This is a genomic window from Rhodobium gokarnense, from assembly GCF_025961475.1.
GTDB lineage: Bacteria > Pseudomonadota > Alphaproteobacteria > Rhizobiales > Rhodobiaceae > Rhodobium > Rhodobium gokarnense.
Map to the genome: position 1 here is coordinate 1 of NZ_JAOQNS010000023.1, position 17546 is coordinate 17546.

Genomic DNA, 17546 nt, shown 5'->3' on the forward strand with positions numbered 1-17546 from the left:
GCGGCCGTCAGCGTCGTCTTGCCGTGGTCCACGTGACCAATCGTCCCGATGTTTACGTGCGGTTTCGTCCGCGCAAACTTCTCTTTCGCCATCGGATCTCTCCGTTTCTCTCTGACTTTTCAAGTCGGCGTTAAAAGGGTCCTCAGGCGTATTTGGCCTGAACTTCATCGGCGACCGCTTGCGGCACCTGCGAATAGTGATCGAACTGCATCGTGTACTGGGCCCGGCCCTGGCTCATGGAGCGCAGCGTGTTGACGTAGCCGAACATGTTGGCGAGCGGCACCATGGCGTTGACCACGGTGACGATGCCCCGGTTTTCGGTGCCGGTGATCTGGCCGCGCCGGGAGTTCAGGTCGCCGATGATGTCGCCCATATACTCGTCCGGGGTGACCACCTCGACCTTCATCATCGGCTCCAGCAGCTTCGGACCCGCCTTCTGCAGCGCCTCGCGGAACGCGGCGCGGGAGGCGATCTCGAACGCCAGCACGCTGGAGTCCACGTCGTGGTAGGCGCCGTCGATGAGGGTCGCCTTGATGTCGACCACCGGGAAGCCGGCGATCACACCCGAGCCCATGACGCTCTCGATACCCTTGGAAACGCCGGGGATATATTCCTTCGGCACGTTGCCGCCGACGATCTTGGATTCGAACTGGAAGCCCTCGCCCGGCTCACCCGGCTCGATGACCAGCTTGACGCGGGCGAACTGGCCCGAACCGCCGGACTGCTTCTTGTGGGTGTAGTCGATCTCGTGCAGCTTGGTGATGGTCTCGCGATAGGCGACCTGCGGGGCGCCGATATTCGCTTCCACCTTGAATTCGCGCTTCATCCGGTCGACCAGAATGTCGAGGTGAAGCTCGCCCATGCCGGCCATGATGGTCTGGCCGGATTCCTCGTCGGTCTTGACCCGGAAGGACGGGTCCTCGGCGGCGAGGCGGTTGAGGGCGATGCCCATCTTTTCCTGGTCGGCCTTGGTCTTCGGCTCGATGGCGATCTCGATGACCGGCTCGGGGAATTCCATCCGCTCCAGGATCACCGGCTTCAGCGGGTCGCACAGGGTGTCGCCGGTGGTGGTGTCCTTGAGGCCGGCAATGGCGACGATGTCGCCGGCATAGGCCTCCTTGATGTCCTCGCGGTGATTGGAGTGCATCTGCATCATGCGGCCGATGCGCTCGCGCTTTTCCTTCACCGTGTTGAGGAGCGACACGCCGGTCTCCAGCTTGCCGGAATAGATGCGGCAGAAGGTCAGCGAGCCGACGAACGGGTCGTTCATGATCTTGAAGGCCAGCATCGACAGCGGCTGGTCGTCGGACGAGACGCGCTTGGTCTCTTCCTCGGTCTTGGGATCAATGCCCTTGATCGCCGGCACCTCGATCGGGCTCGGCAGGTAGTCCACGACGCCGTCGAGGAGCGGCTGCACGCCCTTGTTCTTGAACGCCGAGCCACAGAAGATCGGCACCAGCTCGTTGGAAAGCGTGCCCTTGCGGATCAGCGTCTTGATGGTGTCGATGTCCGGCTCTTCGCCCTCGAGGTAGGCCTCCATGACGGCCTCGTCGAGTTCCACGACCTGCTCGACGAGCTTCTCGCGGTATTCCTTGGCCCTGTCGGCGAGATCGGCCGGGATCTCCTCGTCATGGAACGAGGCGCCGAGGTTCTCGGCGTCCCAGATCACCGCCTTCATGCGAAGCAGGTCGACCACGCCGGCAAAATCGGATTCCGCGCCGACGGGGAGCTGCATGACGGCGGGATTGGCGCCGAGGCGCTTCTTGATCATCTCCACCGAGCGGTAGAAGTCCGCGCCCAGCTTGTCCATCTTGTTGACGAAGATCATCCGCGGGACGTGGTACTTGTCGGCCTGGCGCCACACCGTCTCGGTCTGCGGCTCGACGCCCGCATTGGCATCGAGGAGCGCGATGGCGCCGTCGAGAACGCGAAGCGAGCGCTCGACCTCGATGGTGAAGTCGACGTGGCCCGGGGTGTCGATGATGTTCAGGCGCTTGTCCTGCCAGTGGCAGGTCGTGGCGGCCGACGTGATCGTGATGCCGCGCTCCTGCTCCTGCTCCATCCAGTCCATGGTCGCCGCGCCGTCATGAACTTCGCCGATCTTGTGGCTGCGACCGGTATAGAAGAGGACGCGCTCGGTCGTCGTCGTCTTGCCGGCATCGATGTGCGCCATGATGCCGAAATTCCGGTAGTCTTCGATCTTGTGGGTGCGGGCCATGGGGTCGCTCTCTCGACGTTCGTGCTACCAGCGGTAATGGGAGAAGGCGCGGTTCGCTTCCGCCATGCGGTGCGTGTCTTCGCGCTTCTTCACCGCGTTGCCGCGGTTGTTGGAGGCGTCCAGCAGTTCGCCGGACAGCCGCTCGACCATCGTCCGCTCGTTGCGGCCGCGCGCCGCCGTGATCAGCCAGCGGATGGCCAGCGCCTGGCGGCGCTCGGAACGAACCTCGACCGGCACCTGGTAGGTCGCGCCGCCGACGCGCCGGGAGCGCACTTCGATCTGCGGCATGACGTTGTCGAGCGCCTGATGGAAGATCGACACCGGCTCCTGCCGGGTCTTGTCCTCGATCACGTCGAAGGCGCCGTAGACGATCGCCTCTGCGGCCGACTTCTTGCCGTCGCGCATGATCGAGTTCATGAACTTGGTGACGACGATATCGCCGAACTTCGGGTCCGGAATAATATCGCGCTTCTCTGCACTGTGGCGACGAGACATTCCCGCTTCCCTCGCTTACTTCGGCCGCTTGGCGCCGTATTTCGACCGGCGCTGCTTACGATCCTTGACGCCCTGCGTATCGAGCACACCGCGCAGGATGTGGTAACGGACGCCCGGCAAGTCCTTGACGCGGCCGCCGCGGATCATCACCACCGAGTGCTCCTGCAGGTTATGCCCCTCGCCCGGGATGTAGCCGATCACCTCAAAGCCGTTGGTGAGGCGCACCTTGGCGACCTTGCGAAGCGCCGAGTTCGGCTTCTTCGGGGTGGTCGTGTAGACGCGCGTGCACACGCCGCGCTTCTGGGGGCAGGCCTCCATGGCCGGCACCTTGTTGCGCTTGGGCGGGCTTTTCCGCGGCTTGCGGATCAGCTGTTGAATCGTCGGCATCCCTTGCCTTCTCCGTATCCAGCTCAAGATCCTCCGCAACAGGGAGAACCCTGCGCGAACGAACAACGCCGCCCCGCTCCCGAAAGAGGATGCGGAGGGCGCCTTTAAACAACAGAGGATCACGATCCGTATGGACGCGATCTTGTGTCCGGCTAATCTCGCCAAAAACGCGGCAGCGTTTAAGTCTTCCGTCCAGTCCTCGTTGCGGACCGGATCAACCCGACTTACCACCTGCCGTGAAAGTGGGCGGAACCTAGTCGTTTCAGGATTCCGCGTCAACCCCACCGTGCCCGTTTTTTGCCCAAGAGCCGGCGTTTTTTCTGGCTGCGCGGATGGCCGGGCGCGAATGCCGCAGGCGGGGAATCTTTACAAATCCATGACGGCGATCCGCGCAATATCGTTTCGCCAATGTATACCAAAGCGAAAGATCGGCAATCGGCGCCGGCGCGGCCATCGGAGACCGGCCCTCCCGGTCGGCGCGCCCGGACGGGAAAACGAGGCCCGATCCGTAAACCATGTCGGCGGAATCACCCGCCGGAGCAGCGCCTGATTCCGGCAGGCGCGAAAAGCGATTCCCTCGCCGGGGCCGACACTTGGGGCCAAAACCGGAATCAGTCCGTGAAAGCGATGACCGCCATCTTGCCTTCCATCGCATCGCGATAGGCCTGCAGGAACGGCTCCTCCTCCGGCACGTCGGTGAGGATGCCGATCTTGTCGAGCTCGGCCTCCACGAAGCCGTTTTCGCCGAGCGCCTCCAGCGTGCGGCGCACCGCGCCGTCGTCGTCGGGGGCACCGAGGACGACGTTCACGGCCGTGCCCGGCCCCCGGTCCTCCGATTTCTCCCGCCAGGCCCGGCCGATGAGGATGTAGACCGTCGGCGCATTGTCCTGTTCCATGGATATCTCCTTGTGAAAGCTGTTCCCGAAGGGCGGGAACCGATCGTCGGATAGGAATTCGGGTCAAAACAAAAAGTTAGGGCAGCTAGGGCGATTCCGTAGTGGCGCCAAACGCTCAGCATGCCCGAACGGGGGCGTCGCCGCCGCGCGGCACAAAAAAGGGCGAGCCGCCGCAGCGGCCCGCCCGACTTGTTCCGCGATCCGGGTGCCGGATCGTGGCTGGTTCCGATCAGTCCGCCGGGGAGACCGGCGGCGACAGGTCTTCCAGCGCGGCTTCGGCCACGCTCGCCTGCTGCTGCTTGCGGCGCTCTTCCTGGATGAGATCGTCCCGGTGGCGCGCGACGGAGCGGATCTGCCCCACCGTGCCGCCGGTACCGGCCGGGATCAGCCGGCCGACGATGACGTTCTCCTTCAGGCCCTCCAGGGTATCGCTCTTGCCGTTGACCGCCGCCTCGGTGAGGACGCGGGTGGTCTCCTGGAACGATGCCGCGGAGATGAACGAGCGGGTCTGAAGGCTCGCCTTGGTGATGCCCAGCAGGACCGGGTTCGCCGTCGGCGGCTTCTTGCCCTCCTCGTTGCAGAGCGCGACGATCTCCTCGAACTCGACCTTGTCGATCTGCTCGCCGGTGATCAGGCCGCTCTCGCCCGCATCGGTGATCTCGACCTTCTGCAGCATCTGGCGAACGATCACCTCGATGTGCTTGTCGTTGATCGTCACGCCCTGCAGCCGGTAGACGTCCTGGATCTCGTTGACGAGATAGGTCGCCAGCGCCTCCACGCCCTTGATGGCGAGGATGTCGTGCGGGGCCGGATTGCCGTCGAGCAGGTACTCGCCCTTCTCGATGGTGTCGCCGTCCTGCAGGTGCATGTGCTTGCCCTTGGGCAGCAGGTACTCGACCGGCTCCTGGCTCTCGTCATGCGGCTCGATGATGACGCGACGCTTGTTCTTGTAGTCGCGCCCGAACCGCACCGTGCCGTCGATCTCCGCGATCACCGCGTGGTCCTTCGGACGCCGGGCCTCGAACAGCTCGGCAACGCGCGGCAGACCGCCGGTGATGTCGCGGGTCTTGGCACTTTCCAGCGGAATACGCGCGACCACGTCGCCGGCCTTGACCCGTGTGCCCGGATCGGCCGACAGCACTGCTTCCGCCGCCAGCAGATAGCGCGCCTCGCCGCCACGCGGCAGACGTGCGATCTCGCCCTTGTCGTCCTTGATGACGATCGCCGGCTTCAGGTCGGCACTGCGGGCGGAAGAGCGCCAGTCGGTGACGACGCGCTTGGTGATGCCCGTCGCCTCGTCGGTCGATTCCTGCAGCGAGCCGCCTTCGACCAGGTCCTCGTAGTCGATGACGCCGTCGACTTCGGTGAGGATCGGGCGCGTGTACGGATCCCATTCGGCGATCCGCTGGCTGCGCTTGATCTCGTCGCCATCGTCGACATAGAGCCGCGCACCGGCGACGATCCGGTGCGTCGAGCGTTCGTTGCCCTCCGCATCGAGGATCGCGATCGACGTATTGCGGCCCATGGTGACGAGCTTGCCTTCGGAGTCGCGGGCGACGTTGCGGTTGCGGATCTCGATCTTGCCGTCGAAGTTCGATTCCAGGAACGACTGGTCGACCACCTGCGCCGTGCCGCCGATGTGGAACGTGCGCATGGTGAGCTGGGTCCCCGGCTCGCCGATCGACTGGGCGGCGATGACGCCGACCGCCTCACCCCGGTTGACCGGGGTGCCGCGGGCCAAGTCGCGGCCGTAGCAGGCGCCGCAGACGCCGACCGAGGCCTCGCAGGTCAGCACCGAGCGGATCTTCACCCGCTGGACGCCGGCCGCCTCGATCTTCTCCACCTCACGCTCCTCAAGCAGCGTGTTGGCCGGCACGATCACCGAGCCGTCCGCCGGGCTGACGATGTCCTCAGCCGAGGTCCGGCCGAGGATGCGCTGGCCGAGCGAAGCGACGACGTTACCGGCGTCGATCACGGCCTGCATGGTCAGGCCCTCGGAGGTGCCGCAATCCGGCTCGTAGACGATCGAGTCCTGGGCGACGTCGACCAGACGACGCGTCAGGTAGCCCGAGTTCGCGGTCTTCAGGGCGGTGTCGGCGAGGCCCTTGCGGGCACCGTGGGTGGAGTTGAAGTACTCCAGAACCGACAGGCCTTCCTTGAAGTTGGCGATGATCGGGCTTTCGATGATCTCGCCCGACGGCTTGGCCATCAGGCCACGCATGCCGGCGAGCTGCTTCATCTGCGCCGGCGAGCCGCGGGCACCGGAGTGGCTCATCATGTAGATCGAGTTGATCTGCTTTTGACGGCCGGTCTCCTCGTCCATCTGGACCGACGAGATGCGCTTCATCATCTCCTCGGCGACGCGGTCCGTGCACTTGGCCCAGGCGTCGACGACCTTGTTGTACTTCTCGCCCTGAGTGATCAGGCCGTCATTGTACTGCTGCTCGTATTCCTTGGCGAGTTCGCGGGTCTCCTCCACCAGGCCGTGCTTGGTGTCCGGAATGACCATGTCATCCTTGCCGAAGGAGATGCCAGCCTTGAACGCATTGGAAAAGCCGAGCGCCATCACGCGGTCGCAGAAGATGACCGTCTCCTTCTGACCGCAGGCCCGGTAGACCACGTCGATCATCTTGGAGATTTCCTTCTTCGTCATCAGCTTGTTGCAGATGTCGAAGGGAACCTCGGGATGCTTCGGCAGCAGTTCGCCGATCATCATCCGGCCCGGCGTCGTCTCGTAGATCTTGGAGACGACATTGCCTTCCGCGTCGACCGAACGATGCCGGCCGCGGACCTTGGCGTGCAGCGAAACAGCCTTCGATTCCAGCGCGTGGGCCAGTTCGCCCATGTCGCCGAACAGCATGCCCTCGCCCGGCTCCCCGTCCGCGATCAGCGACAGGTAGTAGAGGCCGAGCACGATGTCCTGGGACGGCACGATGATCGGCGAGCCGTTGGCCGGGTGCAGGATGTTGTTGGTCGACATCATCAGCACGCGGGCTTCGAGCTGGGCTTCCAGCGACAGCGGCACGTGGACCGCCATCTGGTCGCCGTCGAAGTCGGCGTTGAAGGCCGCGCAGACGAGCGGATGAAGCTGGATCGCCTTGCCCTCGATCAGCACCGGCTCAAAGGCCTGGATGCCCAACCGGTGCAGCGTCGGGGCGCGGTTGAGGAGCACCGGATGCTCGCGGATGACCTCGTCGAGGATATCCCAGACTTCCGGCTTTTCCTTCTCCACCAGCTTCTTGGCCTGCTTGACCGTGGACGAGAAGCCCTTGGCATCGAGCCGCGAATAGATGAACGGCTTGAACAGCTCCAGCGCCATCTTCTTGGGCAGGCCGCACTGGTGCAGCTTCAGCTCCGGGCCGACCACGATGACCGAGCGGCCGGAATAGTCGACGCGCTTGCCGAGGAGGTTCTGGCGGAACCGGCCCTGCTTGCCCTTCAGCATGTCGGACAGCGACTTCAGCGGACGCTTGTTGGCGCCGGTGATGACGCGGCCTCTGCGGCCGTTGTCGAACAGGGCGTCGACGGCCTCCTGCAGCATCCGCTTTTCGTTGCGGATGATGATGTCCGGCGCGCGCAGCTCGATCAGCCGCTTCAGGCGGTTGTTCCGGTTGATGACGCGGCGGTAGAGGTCGTTGAGGTCCGAGGTCGCGAACCGGCCGCCGTCGAGCGGCACCAGCGGGCGCAGGTCCGGCGGGATCACCGGCACGACCTTGAGGATCATCCACTCCGGCTTGTTGCCGGATTCGATGAACGCCTCGACCAGCTTCAGCCGCTTGGCGAGCTTCTTCGGCTTCAGTTCGGAGGTCGATTCCGCGATCTCCACGCGAAGCTGTTCGGCGAGCTTCGGCAGGTCGAGCGAGATCAGGATCTCGCGGATCGCCTCCGCGCCGATCATCGCCGTGAAGGCGTCCTCGCCGTACTCGTCCTGCATGCGCAGGTACTCTTCCTCCGACAGCAACTGGTACTGCGTCATCGGGGTCAGGCCCGGCTCGATGACGACGTAGTTCTCGAAGTAGAGGATGCGCTCCAGGTCCTTCAGCGTCATGTCGAGCAGCATGCCGATGCGGCTCGGAAGCGACTTCAGGAACCAGATATGGGCGACCGGAGCGGCCAGCTCGATATGGCCCATGCGCTCGCGCCGGACCCGGCTGAGCGTGACCTCAACGCCGCACTTCTCGCAGATGACGCCCTTGTACTTCATCCGCTTGTACTTGCCGCACAAGCACTCGTAGTCCTTGATCGGGCCGAAGATGCGGGCGCAGAACAGGCCGTCCCGCTCCGGCTTGAAGGTCCGGTAGTTGATGGTCTCCGGCTTCTTGATCTCACCGAAAGACCACGACAGGATCTTTTCCGGACTGGCGATCGAGATGCGGATCTGATCGAAAGTCTGGGCCTGAGCCTGAGGGTTGAAAAGGTTCATGACCTCTTGGTTCATAGGCTCTCTCCATAAGTGCGATCGATCATGGCGTTTGCCGCGTCACGCCGTCGAACCCGCACGAGTTTGGCATCGAATTGCTGTGTCGAAGGGGGCACGCGGCGGATCACTCCGCCGCGTCCGCCGGCAGGTCGTCCTCGCCCGCCGGTTCGTCCGGTTCCTTCGTCGTCGTCAGCTCCACATTGAGGCCGAGCGAGCGCATTTCCTTGACCAGCACGTTGAAGCTTTCCGGAATACCGGCCTCGAACGTGTCGTCGCCGCGCACGATCGCCTCGTACACCTTGGTCCGGCCGGCAACGTCGTCCGATTTGACGGTCAGCATTTCCTGCAATGTATAGGCCGCGCCGTAGGCTTCCAGTGCCCAGACCTCCATTTCGCCGAAACGCTGGCCGCCGAACTGCGCCTTGCCGCCCAGCGGCTGCTGGGTCACGAGGCTGTAGGGGCCGATCGAACGGGCGTGGATCTTGTCGTCCACCAGGTGGTGCAGCTTCAGCATGTAGATGTAGCCGACGGTCACCTTGCGGTGGAACTGCTCGCCGGTGCGTCCGTCGAACAGCGTGACCTGACCGGAGCGGTCGAGACCTGCCTTTTCAAGCAGTTCGACGATGTCCGGCTCATGGGCGCCGTCGAACACCGGCGTGGCGATCGCCATGCCCTTCTTGAGCTGCTCGCCGAGCATGACGACCGTGTCGTCGTCGCTCTCGGCGACCGAGATCAGGTCGCGTTCCGGATCGTAGATGCCTTCCAGTTCGGTGCGCAGCGGCGTGATGTTGCCCTCGCGCTTGTAGGCATCGACCATCTCGCCGATCTTGTGGCCCATGCCGGCGCAGGCCCAGCCCAGATGGGTCTCCAGGATCTGACCGACATTCATCCGGCTCGGCACGCCGAGCGGATTGAGCACGATGTCCACATGGGTGCCGTCGTCCAGGAACGGCATGTCCTCGACCGGAACGATCTTGGAGACGACGCCCTTGTTGCCGTGACGGCCGGCCATCTTGTCGCCCGGCTGCAGCTTGCGCTTCACCGCGACGAACACCTTGACCATCTTCATGACGCCCGGCGGCAGCTCGTCGCCGCGCTGCAGCTTCTCGACCTTGTCGATGAAGCGCTGCTCGAGCTGCTTGCGGGATTCGTCATACTGGTTGCGCAGCGCCTCGATCTCGGCCATCTGGGCCTCGTCGGAGACGGCGAACTGCCACCACTGGCTGCGCGGATAGCCGTTGAGGACCTCCTCGGTGATCTCGGTGTCCTTCTTGAAGCCCTTCGGCCCGGCATTGGCGGTCTTGCCGACGAGCGTCTCCGACAGGCGGCCGTAGACGTTGCGGTCGAGGATCGCCTGCTCGTCGTCGCGGTCCTTGGCGAGGCGCTCGATCTCCTCGCGCTCGATCGCCATTGCGCGCTCGTCCTTCTCCACGCCGTGGCGGTTGAAGACGCGCACTTCCACGACCGTGCCGGTGGCACCCGGCGGCAGCCGCAGCGAGGTGTCGCGGACGTCCGAGGCCTTTTCGCCGAAGATGGCGCGCAGGAGCTTTTCTTCCGGCGTCATCGGGCTCTCGCCCTTCGGCGTGATCTTGCCGACGAGGATGTCGCCGGCGTTGACCTCGGCACCGATATAGACGATGCCGGCCTCGTCGAGGTTCTTCAGCGCCTCTTCCGAAACGTTCGGAATGTCGCGCGTGATCTCCTCCGGACCGAGCTTGGTGTCGCGGGCCATCACCTCGAATTCCTCGATGTGGATCGAGGTGAAGACGTCGTCGCGGACGATCCGCTCGGACAAGAGGATGGAGTCTTCGAAGTTGTAGCCGTTCCACGGCATGAACGCGACCAGCACGTTGCGGCCGAGGGCGAGATCGCCCAGCTCCGTCGACGGGCCGTCGGCGATGATCTCGCCCTTGGCCACGACGTCACCCACGGTGACCAGCGGGCGCTGGTTGATGCAGGTGTTCTGGTTGGAGCGCTGGAACTTCATCAGCCGGTAGATGTCGACGCCGGACTTGGTCGGGTCGAGATCGGCGGTTGCGCGCACGACGATACGAGTGGCGTCGACCTGATCGACGACGCCGGCCCGGCGGGCGCCGATGGCGGCCCCGGAATCGCTGGCGACGATCGGCTCCATGCCGGTGCCGACCAGCGGCGCCTCGGCGCGCACCAGCGGCACGGCCTGACGCTGCATGTTGGAGCCCATCAGCGCGCGGTTGGCGTCGTCGTTCTCAAGGAACGGGATCAGCGCCGCGGCGACCGAAACGAGCTGCTTCGGCGAGACGTCCATGAACTCCACGCCGTCCGGCGTCGTCATGACGACGTCGCCGGCATGGCGCGCGGTCAGGAGGTCGCCCTCGAAGCGACCCTCCATGCTGATCGGGGCGTTGGCCTGCGCGACGTGGTACTTGGACTCCTCCATCGCCGACAGATACGTGACCTCGTCGGTGACCTGGCCTTCCTTGACCCGGCGGTACGGGCTCTCGATGAAGCCGTACTTGTTGACCCGGGCAAAGGTCGCCAGCGAGTTGATGAGGCCGATATTCGGGCCTTCCGGCGTCTCGATCGGGCAGATCCGGCCATAGTGGGTCGGGTGCACGTCGCGCACCTCGAAGCCCGCCCGCTCGCGGGTCAGACCGCCCGGGCCGAGCGCCGACAGGCGCCGCTTGTGGGTGATCTCCGACAGCGGGTTGGTCTGGTCCATGAACTGCGAGAGCTGCGAGGAGCCGAAGAACTCGCGCACGGCCGCGGCCGCCGGCTTGGCGTTGATCAGGTCCTGCGGCATCACCGTGTCGATCTCGACCGACGACATCCGCTCCTTGATCGCCCGCTCCATGCGCAAAAGGCCGATGCGGTACTGGTTCTCCATCAGCTCGCCGACCGAGCGCACCCGGCGGTTGCCGAGATTGTCGATGTCGTCGATCTCGCCCTTGCCGTCGCGCAGGTCGACCAGCGTCTTGATGACGGCCAGCACGTCCTCGCGGCGCAGCACGCGCACGGTGTCCTCGCATTTGAGGTCGAGGCGCATGTTCATCTTGACCCGGCCGACGGCCGACAGGTCGTAGCGCTCCGGATCGAAGAACAGCGAATGGAACATCGCCTCGGCGGTCTCAAGGGTCGGCGGCTCGCCCGGGCGCATCACCCGGTAGATGTCGAACAGCGCCTCTTCGCGCGCCTCGTTCTTGTCGACGGCGAGCGTGTTGCGGATGTAGCCGCCGGTGTTGACGTGGTCGATGTCGAGCACCGGGATCTCGTCATAGCCGCGCTCGATGAAGCCCTGCAGCATCTTCTCGGTGATCTCGTCGCCGGCCTCGGCGTAGATCTCGCCGGTCTCGGCGTTGACGATGTCCTCGGCGAGGTAATGGCCGCACAGCTCCTCGTCGGAGACCTTGAGGGCCTCCACGCCCTTCTCGCCGAGCTGGCGGGCAAGCCGCGCCGTGATCTTGCGGCCCGCTTCCACGACCACTTCGCCGGTCTTGGCGTCGATCAGGTCGCTCGTCGGCTTGAAGCCCTTCATGCGCTGGGCGTCATAGGGCATCTGCCAGCCGTCGCCGGAGCGGGTGTAGAGGATGCGCTGGTAGAAGGTGTCGAGGATCTCTTCGGAATCGAGGCCGAGCGCGAACATCAGCGACGTTACCGGAATCTTCCGGCGCCGGTCGATGCGCGCATGGACGATGTCCTTGGCGTCGAACTCGATGTCGAGCCAGGAGCCGCGATAGGGAATGATCCGCGCCGCGAACAGGAGCTTGCCCGAGGAATGGGTCTTGCCCTTGTCGTGGTCGAAGAAGACGCCCGGCGAGCGGTGCATCTGGGAAACGATGACGCGCTCGGTGCCATTGATGATGAAGGTGCCGTTGGACGTCATCAGCGGCATGTCGCCCATATAGACGTCCTGCTCCTTGATGTCCTTGACGGACTTGGCGCCGGTCTCCTCGTCGACGTCGAACACGATCAGCCGCAGCGTCACCTTCAGCGGCGCGGCGAAGGTCATGTCGCGCTGCCGGCATTCCTCGACGTCGTATTTCGGCGGCTCGAACTCGTAGGAAACGAACTCCAGAAGCGCCGTGCCGGCGAAGTCGGAAATCGGGAAAACCGACTTGAAGACCGCCTGCAGGCCCTCCTCGGTGCGTCCGCCATCCGGCTCCTCGACCTGGAGGAACTGGTCGTACGACGCCTTTTGAACCTCGATGAGGTTCGGCATCTTGGCGACTTCGCGGATCGACCCGAAATACTTGCGAACCCTTCTGCGCCCGTTGAACGTCTGCGTCATTCTCGCTCCTCGTACCGCCCTGGCTGCGACTGTCCGGAGGACCGGGCCCCATCCGGGGCATCGATCATCGGGACAGCCGCCCGTCGGAAACGCCAATCGGCCCGTGCGGGCCGTCAAAAAAACCGGTCCGCATCCGCGGGACCGCTATGGCCGGACGCGGCTCCGGATCGACAACCCGGAGCCGCCCCCAAAAATAGCTTGCGCTACTTCAGCTCGACAGACGCACCGGCGTCTTCCAGCTTTTTCTTCAGCTCTTCGGCCTCGTCCTTGGAGGCGCCTTCCTTCACAGGCTTCGGCGCACCTTCCACGAGGTCCTTGGCTTCCTTCAGGCCGAGGCCGGTGATGGCGCGGACTTCCTTGATCACGTTGATCTTCTTGTCGCCCGCCGACGTCAGGATGACGTCGAACTCGTCCTTTTCCTCAACCGCGGCGGCTTCACCACCACCGGCCGCAGCGGCAACAGCCACCGGAGCGGCGGCGGAAACGCCCCACTTCTCCTCGAGCATCTTGGAGAGCTCGGCGGCCTCCATCACGGTGAGGTTGGAAAGCTCTTCAGCAATTTTTTCCAGATCTGCCATTGTCTCGTTACCTTGTCAGTTCGAACCGTCGGTTCGGAGTTTCAGTGAACGGCCTCACGCCGCATTACCCTTTTCGGCATAGGCTCCGAGCACGCGGGCGATCTGCCCGGCCGGAGCGTTGACGACCTGCGCGATACGCGTTGCCGGCGTGTTGATCATGCCGACCAGCTTGGCGCGCAGTTCGTCGAGCGACGGCAGATCGGCCAGGGCCTTCACACCGTTCGCATCGAGATTGGTGGCGCCGAGCGCACCGCCGAGAACGACCAGCTTGTCGGTCGACTTGGCGAAATCCGACACGATCTTCGGGGCCGTTACCGGATCGTCCGAATAGGCGATCGCAACGGGACCCTGGAACAGGTCGGAGATGTGCTCGACATCCGTGCCGTCAAGGGCAAGCTTCGCGAGACGGTTTTTGGCCACTTTCAGGGTTGCTCCGGCTTCCCGCATGCGCGACCTGAGGTCGTTCATCTGGGCGACCGTGAGGCCCAAATTGTGGGTCACGACAACAACGCCGGTGCTCTTGAACACCTCGTTGAGAGCCGCGACAGCCTCTCGCTTTTCAGCTCTATCCACTTGCCTCTCTCCAAATGGCGGATGGGGACATCCGCCGGTTACCATTGCCGCCACTTGTTCCGGCGTTCTTGCCAGAGGCCATGGCGACGCTTGCGTGCCTGTCCCCTGGCGGACCCCGGAAGGTGCCGCAAGGCGCAACGGTCCGAACCGATCGTCGGCCGCAAGGGCCGGGAAAAATCGGTCGCACCCGTCTCATGCAGGCCCTTCTGGCTTAAGCGGCGCGCCCCCGAGGGAAGCTTGCCCCACCTGCAATCTCGGACAGGGTGGCCTCCGGGCAGGTCGTCTGAGGCGACGCCGGCCGGAGACCGATCCGCCCGGCGCCTGGCGCCGGGCGGAAACTTTCTAAACTCTAGGTGGCCGAAACGACCGAGGCAACATCGACGCGCACGCCGGGCCCCATCGTCGACGAAATCGCCATGCGGCGGAAATAGGTGCCCTTGGCGCCCGTGGGCTTTGCCTTGGAGACCGCGCTTGCCAGCGCCTTGATGTTTTCCACCAGCTTGCCTTCGTCGAACGACACCTTGCCGACGCCGGCATGGACGATGCCGGCCTTCTCGACGCGGAACTGGACCGCGCCGCCCTTGGCGTCGTTGACCGCCGAGGCGACGTCCTGGGTCACCGTGCCGACCTTCGGGTTCGGCATCAGGCCGCGAGGACCGAGAATCTTGCCGAGCCGGCCGACCAGCGGCATCATGTCCGGCGTCGCGATGCAGCGGTCGAAGTCGATCTCGCCCTTCTGCACCTTCTCCACCAGCTCCTCCGCACCGACGATGTCGGCACCGGCCTTGGTCGCTTCCTCGGCCTTGTCGCCGCGGGCGAAGACGGCGACGCGCACGGTGCGCCCGGTGCCGTTCGGCAGCACGCAGACGCCGCGCACCATCTGATCCGCATGGCGCGGATCGACGCCGAGATTGATCGCCACCTCGACGGACTCGTCGAACTTGGCGGTCGATGCCTGCTTGACCAGCTTCACGGCCTCGTCGATCGAGTAGACGGCGCTGCGGTCGACGCTTTCGCGGGCGGTACGTTGTTTCTTGCCGGCCATCGTCGTTACTCCGTCACCTCGACGCCCATCGAGCGGGCGGAACCTTCGACCATGCGCATTGCCGATTCCACGGAAGCGGCGTTGAGGTCCTTCATCTTCGCTTCGGCGATTTCGCGGACCTGTGCGCGGGTGACCCGGCCGACGGTGCCGCGACCCGGCGCCGAGGCGCCCTTCGGCAGCTTCGCCGCCTTCTTCAGGTAGTGGCTGACCGGCGGGGTCTTGATCTCGAAGGTGAAGGAGCGGTCACTGAAATAGGTAATGACCGTCGGGCACGGAGCGCCCTTCTCCATCTCCTGGCTCTGGGCGTTGAACGCCTTGCAGAACTCCATGATGTTGAGGCCGCGCTGACCGAGCGCGGGACCGATCGGCGGCGACGGGGTCGCCGAGCCGGCAGGCACTTGCAGTTTCAAGTACCCTTCGATTTTCTTCGCCATCTTCTTCTCCAGTCATGATGCCGGCAGTGCCGGCGGTCGGGAGCCGGCGGTTCGGTTGCCGGGATGCCGGCGAAAGCATCCCTCACCTCCCGCCAGACGGATGCGGTCAGAGCTTTTCGACCTGACCGTATTCCAGTTCGACCGGGGTCGCCCGGCCGAAGATCGACACGGCCACCTTGAGCCGTGCCCGCTCCTCGTCGATCTCCTCGACGAGACCGTTGAACGAGGCGAACGGGCCGTCGGAAACGCGCACCTGCTCGCCCACCTCGAAACTGATCGACGGTTTCGGCCTCTCCACGCCCTCCTGCACCTGGTGGAGGATACGGTCGGCTTCGGCGTCGGAAATCGGGATCGGCTTCTTGTCCGCCCCGAGGAACCCGGTGACCTTCGGCGTGTTCTTGATCAGATGGTAGGCGTCGTCCGTCAAATCCACCTTGACCAGCACATAGCCGGGAAAAAACTTGCGCTCGGCATCGACCTTGCGGCCGCGGCGCACCTCGACGACCTTTTCGGTCGGCACCAGGATTTCGTCGAACAGATGGTCCAGGCCGGTCGCCACCGCTTTTTCCCGGATGGAATCGGCGACCTTCTTCTCGAAATTCGAGTAGGCGTGCACGATGTACCAGCGCTTGGCCATTATTCCGCGTTCCTTGAAGGCTCTCTCAAAAGGGGCTCAACCGCTGACGCCGAGCAAAAACCCGACACCGAGGCTCAGGAGCTGGTCGACCAACAGAAAAAACATCGCAGCGAAGAACACCATCACGAAGACCATGACGGTGGTGATGCCGGTCTCGCGGCGGGTCGGCCAGGAGACCTTGGCGGTCTCGGCGCGCACCTGCTGGATGAATGTGAACGGATTGGTCTTCGCCATTCAAAAACTCATGAACTTGAGGCGCGCAAGCATCTTCGCCCACGCGCCGCCATCCGGTTCCCGATAAACCCTGAGGACCGCGTTATTAGGACGTCCAGACTGATTCCGCAACCCTTATGGGACAAAAAACGATGGCAGGGGCGGAGGGACTCGAACCCCCGACCCTCGGTTTTGGAGACCGATGCTCTACCAACTGAGCTACACCCCTATCGTCGAGCGCCTTTCGGCCGCTCTAACTAGGAAGATTTTTGCCCATTTGCAAGGGGGTCAATCCACCGGCCGAAAATAATGCCCGGCCACGGCATCACGCGCAGATCGTCGGCGCCCGTTTGCAGATCTCCTCGCGAATATGTGCCGCCTCCGCATCGTCCAGCGCCGCGCCGAAATGCGGCGTCTTCATGCCGTAGTCGAAGGCCAGGCTGCCGCCGGAGATGCCGATCATCTGGCCGGTCGATGTGAACGGTCCGCTTCGCATGCCCCAGCCCGGAGCGATTTCGCGCACCACCCGAAGCCGCCTCATATGGACAAGGTCGTAGCGTCGGTCGGTTCCCAACCCGAACAGGCAGCGCCGGTGGGTCATGCCGTCGCCATTGAAGACGACCACTTCTCTGCCCCAGAACATCCAGAGCAGGGTGAACACGGGCAAACTGCTAATCAGCAGCCAGGCCAGCGCGAAGACGAAAACAGCAAGCAATGGCCCAAGCGTGTCAGGCAAGTTAGTCACACTCGCGACCGCGTAAGAAATCAAGACCCCGCCCAGGACCATCGAGATGAGCACCATGGGGGCATAAGACACGATGTAGAGAACCCGCTTGCGGGCGGGAATCGTGATCTCAAGGGCGCCTGAGCTCTCGTTGATTCTGGCCCTGCCCCTGCGTGGATCGACGGTCTTCACGAAATCCCTCTCACAAGGACACAAAAGGCAGCGATAGCGGGACAACGCCGCCGGCGCCCCGAATACTCCGAGGATACAATCAGCGGTTCCGACCACAACCGGCCAATTGGTAGCGGCACGAAAGGCGCCGGCGCGTGCTCGGACGGACAACCAACGACGGCACAACGAAAAGCCCCGCGCAGGTTTCTCCGCGCGGGGCCTCAATCTTTTCAGTGACCGGCGAAAGGCCGGTCGGCAGAAACGCTACTCGATGATCTGCGCGACGACGCCGGCACCGCCACCGTTCGCGCTTGTCGCGGACGGGTCGGCGCCGCGATTATCGATTACTCGATAATCTGCGCCACCACCCCTGCTCCAACCGTGCGGCCGCCTTCGCGGATGGCGAAGCGCAGCTTTTCTTCCATCGCGATCGGCACGATCAGCGTCACGTCCATCGTCACGTTGTCGCCCGGCATCACCATCTCCGT

At 64.2% G+C, this 17546-nt stretch carries 15 protein-coding genes and 1 tRNA gene; all 16 read right to left on the reverse strand.

The window, feature by feature from the left end; genetic code table 11:
- A partial coding sequence (locus M2319_RS23050; RefSeq protein WP_264603838.1) for a GTP-binding protein occupies positions 1-92 on the reverse strand: 92 nt, incomplete at its 3' end.
- A gap of 50 nt (positions 93-142) precedes the next feature.
- Positions 143-2218: an elongation factor G gene (fusA, locus tag M2319_RS23055; RefSeq protein WP_264603827.1), complete on the reverse strand. Its 2076-nt coding sequence runs from the start codon at positions 2216-2218 to the stop codon at positions 143-145.
- 24 nt (positions 2219-2242) lie between these two features.
- A complete protein-coding gene (gene rpsG, locus M2319_RS23060) occupies positions 2243-2713 on the reverse strand; it encodes a 30S ribosomal protein S7 (protein ID WP_264603828.1) in 471 nt (156 codons plus the stop codon).
- Positions 2714-2728: 15 nt separating this feature from the next.
- Positions 2729-3100: a 30S ribosomal protein S12 gene (gene rpsL / locus M2319_RS23065; RefSeq protein ID WP_111436834.1), complete on the reverse strand. Its 372-nt coding sequence runs from the start codon at positions 3098-3100 to the stop codon at positions 2729-2731.
- 611 nt (positions 3101-3711) lie between these two features.
- A complete protein-coding gene (locus M2319_RS23070) occupies positions 3712-3996 on the reverse strand; it encodes a transcriptional regulator (protein WP_264603829.1) in 285 nt (94 codons plus the stop codon).
- Between the two features lie 229 nt (positions 3997-4225).
- Complete coding sequence (rpoC, locus tag M2319_RS23075) at positions 4226-8434, reverse strand: DNA-directed RNA polymerase subunit beta' (RefSeq protein ID WP_264603830.1); 4209 nt, start codon at positions 8432-8434, stop codon at positions 4226-4228.
- Positions 8435-8540: 106 nt separating this feature from the next.
- Positions 8541-12683, reverse strand: coding sequence for a DNA-directed RNA polymerase subunit beta (gene rpoB, locus M2319_RS23080; RefSeq protein WP_264603831.1), 4143 nt, complete (start codon positions 12681-12683; stop codon positions 8541-8543).
- 203 nt (positions 12684-12886) lie between these two features.
- A complete protein-coding gene (rplL, locus tag M2319_RS23085; protein WP_264603832.1) occupies positions 12887-13261 on the reverse strand; it encodes a 50S ribosomal protein L7/L12 in 375 nt (124 codons plus the stop codon).
- 54 nt (positions 13262-13315) lie between these two features.
- Positions 13316-13834 (reverse strand): 50S ribosomal protein L10, encoded by a 519-nt coding sequence (gene rplJ, locus M2319_RS23090; protein WP_264603833.1) that lies wholly within the window; start codon positions 13832-13834, stop codon positions 13316-13318.
- Positions 13835-14183: 349 nt separating this feature from the next.
- The gene (gene rplA / locus M2319_RS23095; protein ID WP_264603834.1) at positions 14184-14879 is read right to left on the reverse strand and encodes a 50S ribosomal protein L1; all 696 of its coding nucleotides are present in this window, start codon (positions 14877-14879) and stop codon (positions 14184-14186) included.
- A gap of 5 nt (positions 14880-14884) precedes the next feature.
- Positions 14885-15313 carry a 50S ribosomal protein L11 gene (rplK, locus tag M2319_RS23100; RefSeq protein WP_264603835.1) on the reverse strand — a complete coding sequence of 143 codons (429 nt, stop codon included), beginning with the start codon at positions 15311-15313 and terminating at the stop codon, positions 14885-14887.
- Positions 15314-15419: 106 nt separating this feature from the next.
- The gene (gene nusG / locus M2319_RS23105) at positions 15420-15950 is read right to left on the reverse strand and encodes a transcription termination/antitermination protein NusG (protein WP_264603836.1); all 531 of its coding nucleotides are present in this window, start codon (positions 15948-15950) and stop codon (positions 15420-15422) included.
- A 36-nt stretch (positions 15951-15986) separates the two neighbouring features.
- Positions 15987-16184, reverse strand: coding sequence for a preprotein translocase subunit SecE (secE, locus tag M2319_RS23110; RefSeq protein WP_111436846.1), 198 nt, complete (start codon positions 16182-16184; stop codon positions 15987-15989).
- Positions 16185-16316: 132 nt separating this feature from the next.
- A tRNA-Trp gene (locus M2319_RS23115) sits at positions 16317-16392 on the reverse strand.
- A 96-nt stretch (positions 16393-16488) separates the two neighbouring features.
- On the reverse strand, positions 16489-17079 hold the full coding sequence (locus M2319_RS23120; RefSeq protein ID WP_264603837.1) for a hypothetical protein: 591 nt from the start codon (positions 17077-17079) through the stop codon (positions 16489-16491).
- 323 nt (positions 17080-17402) lie between these two features.
- A partial coding sequence (locus M2319_RS23125) for an EF-Tu C-terminal domain-related protein (RefSeq protein ID WP_454557350.1) occupies positions 17403-17546 on the reverse strand: 144 nt, incomplete at its 5' end.

Bases quoted from the DNA above. Each gene is read 5' to 3' on its own strand.
- fusA (WP_264603827.1), bottom strand. From the start codon at position 2,218: ATGGCCCGCACCCACAAGATCGAAGACTACCGGAATTTCGGCATCATG.
- rpsG (WP_264603828.1), bottom strand. From the start codon at position 2,713: ATGTCTCGTCGCCACAGTGCAGAGAAGCGCGATATTATTCCGGACCCG.
- rpsL (WP_111436834.1), bottom strand. From the start codon at position 3,100: ATGCCGACGATTCAACAGCTGATCCGCAAGCCGCGGAAAAGCCCGCCC.
- M2319_RS23070 (WP_264603829.1), bottom strand. From the start codon at position 3,996: ATGGAACAGGACAATGCGCCGACGGTCTACATCCTCATCGGCCGGGCC.
- rpoC (WP_264603830.1), bottom strand. From the start codon at position 8,434: ATGAACCAAGAGGTCATGAACCTTTTCAACCCTCAGGCTCAGGCCCAG.
- rpoB (WP_264603831.1), bottom strand. From the start codon at position 12,683: ATGACGCAGACGTTCAACGGGCGCAGAAGGGTTCGCAAGTATTTCGGG.
- rplL (WP_264603832.1), bottom strand. From the start codon at position 13,261: ATGGCAGATCTGGAAAAAATTGCTGAAGAGCTTTCCAACCTCACCGTG.
- rplA (WP_264603834.1), bottom strand. From the start codon at position 14,879: ATGGCCGGCAAGAAACAACGTACCGCCCGCGAAAGCGTCGACCGCAGC.
- rplK (WP_264603835.1), bottom strand. From the start codon at position 15,313: ATGGCGAAGAAAATCGAAGGGTACTTGAAACTGCAAGTGCCTGCCGGC.
- nusG (WP_264603836.1), bottom strand. From the start codon at position 15,950: ATGGCCAAGCGCTGGTACATCGTGCACGCCTACTCGAATTTCGAGAAG.
- secE (WP_111436846.1), bottom strand. From the start codon at position 16,184: ATGGCGAAGACCAATCCGTTCACATTCATCCAGCAGGTGCGCGCCGAG.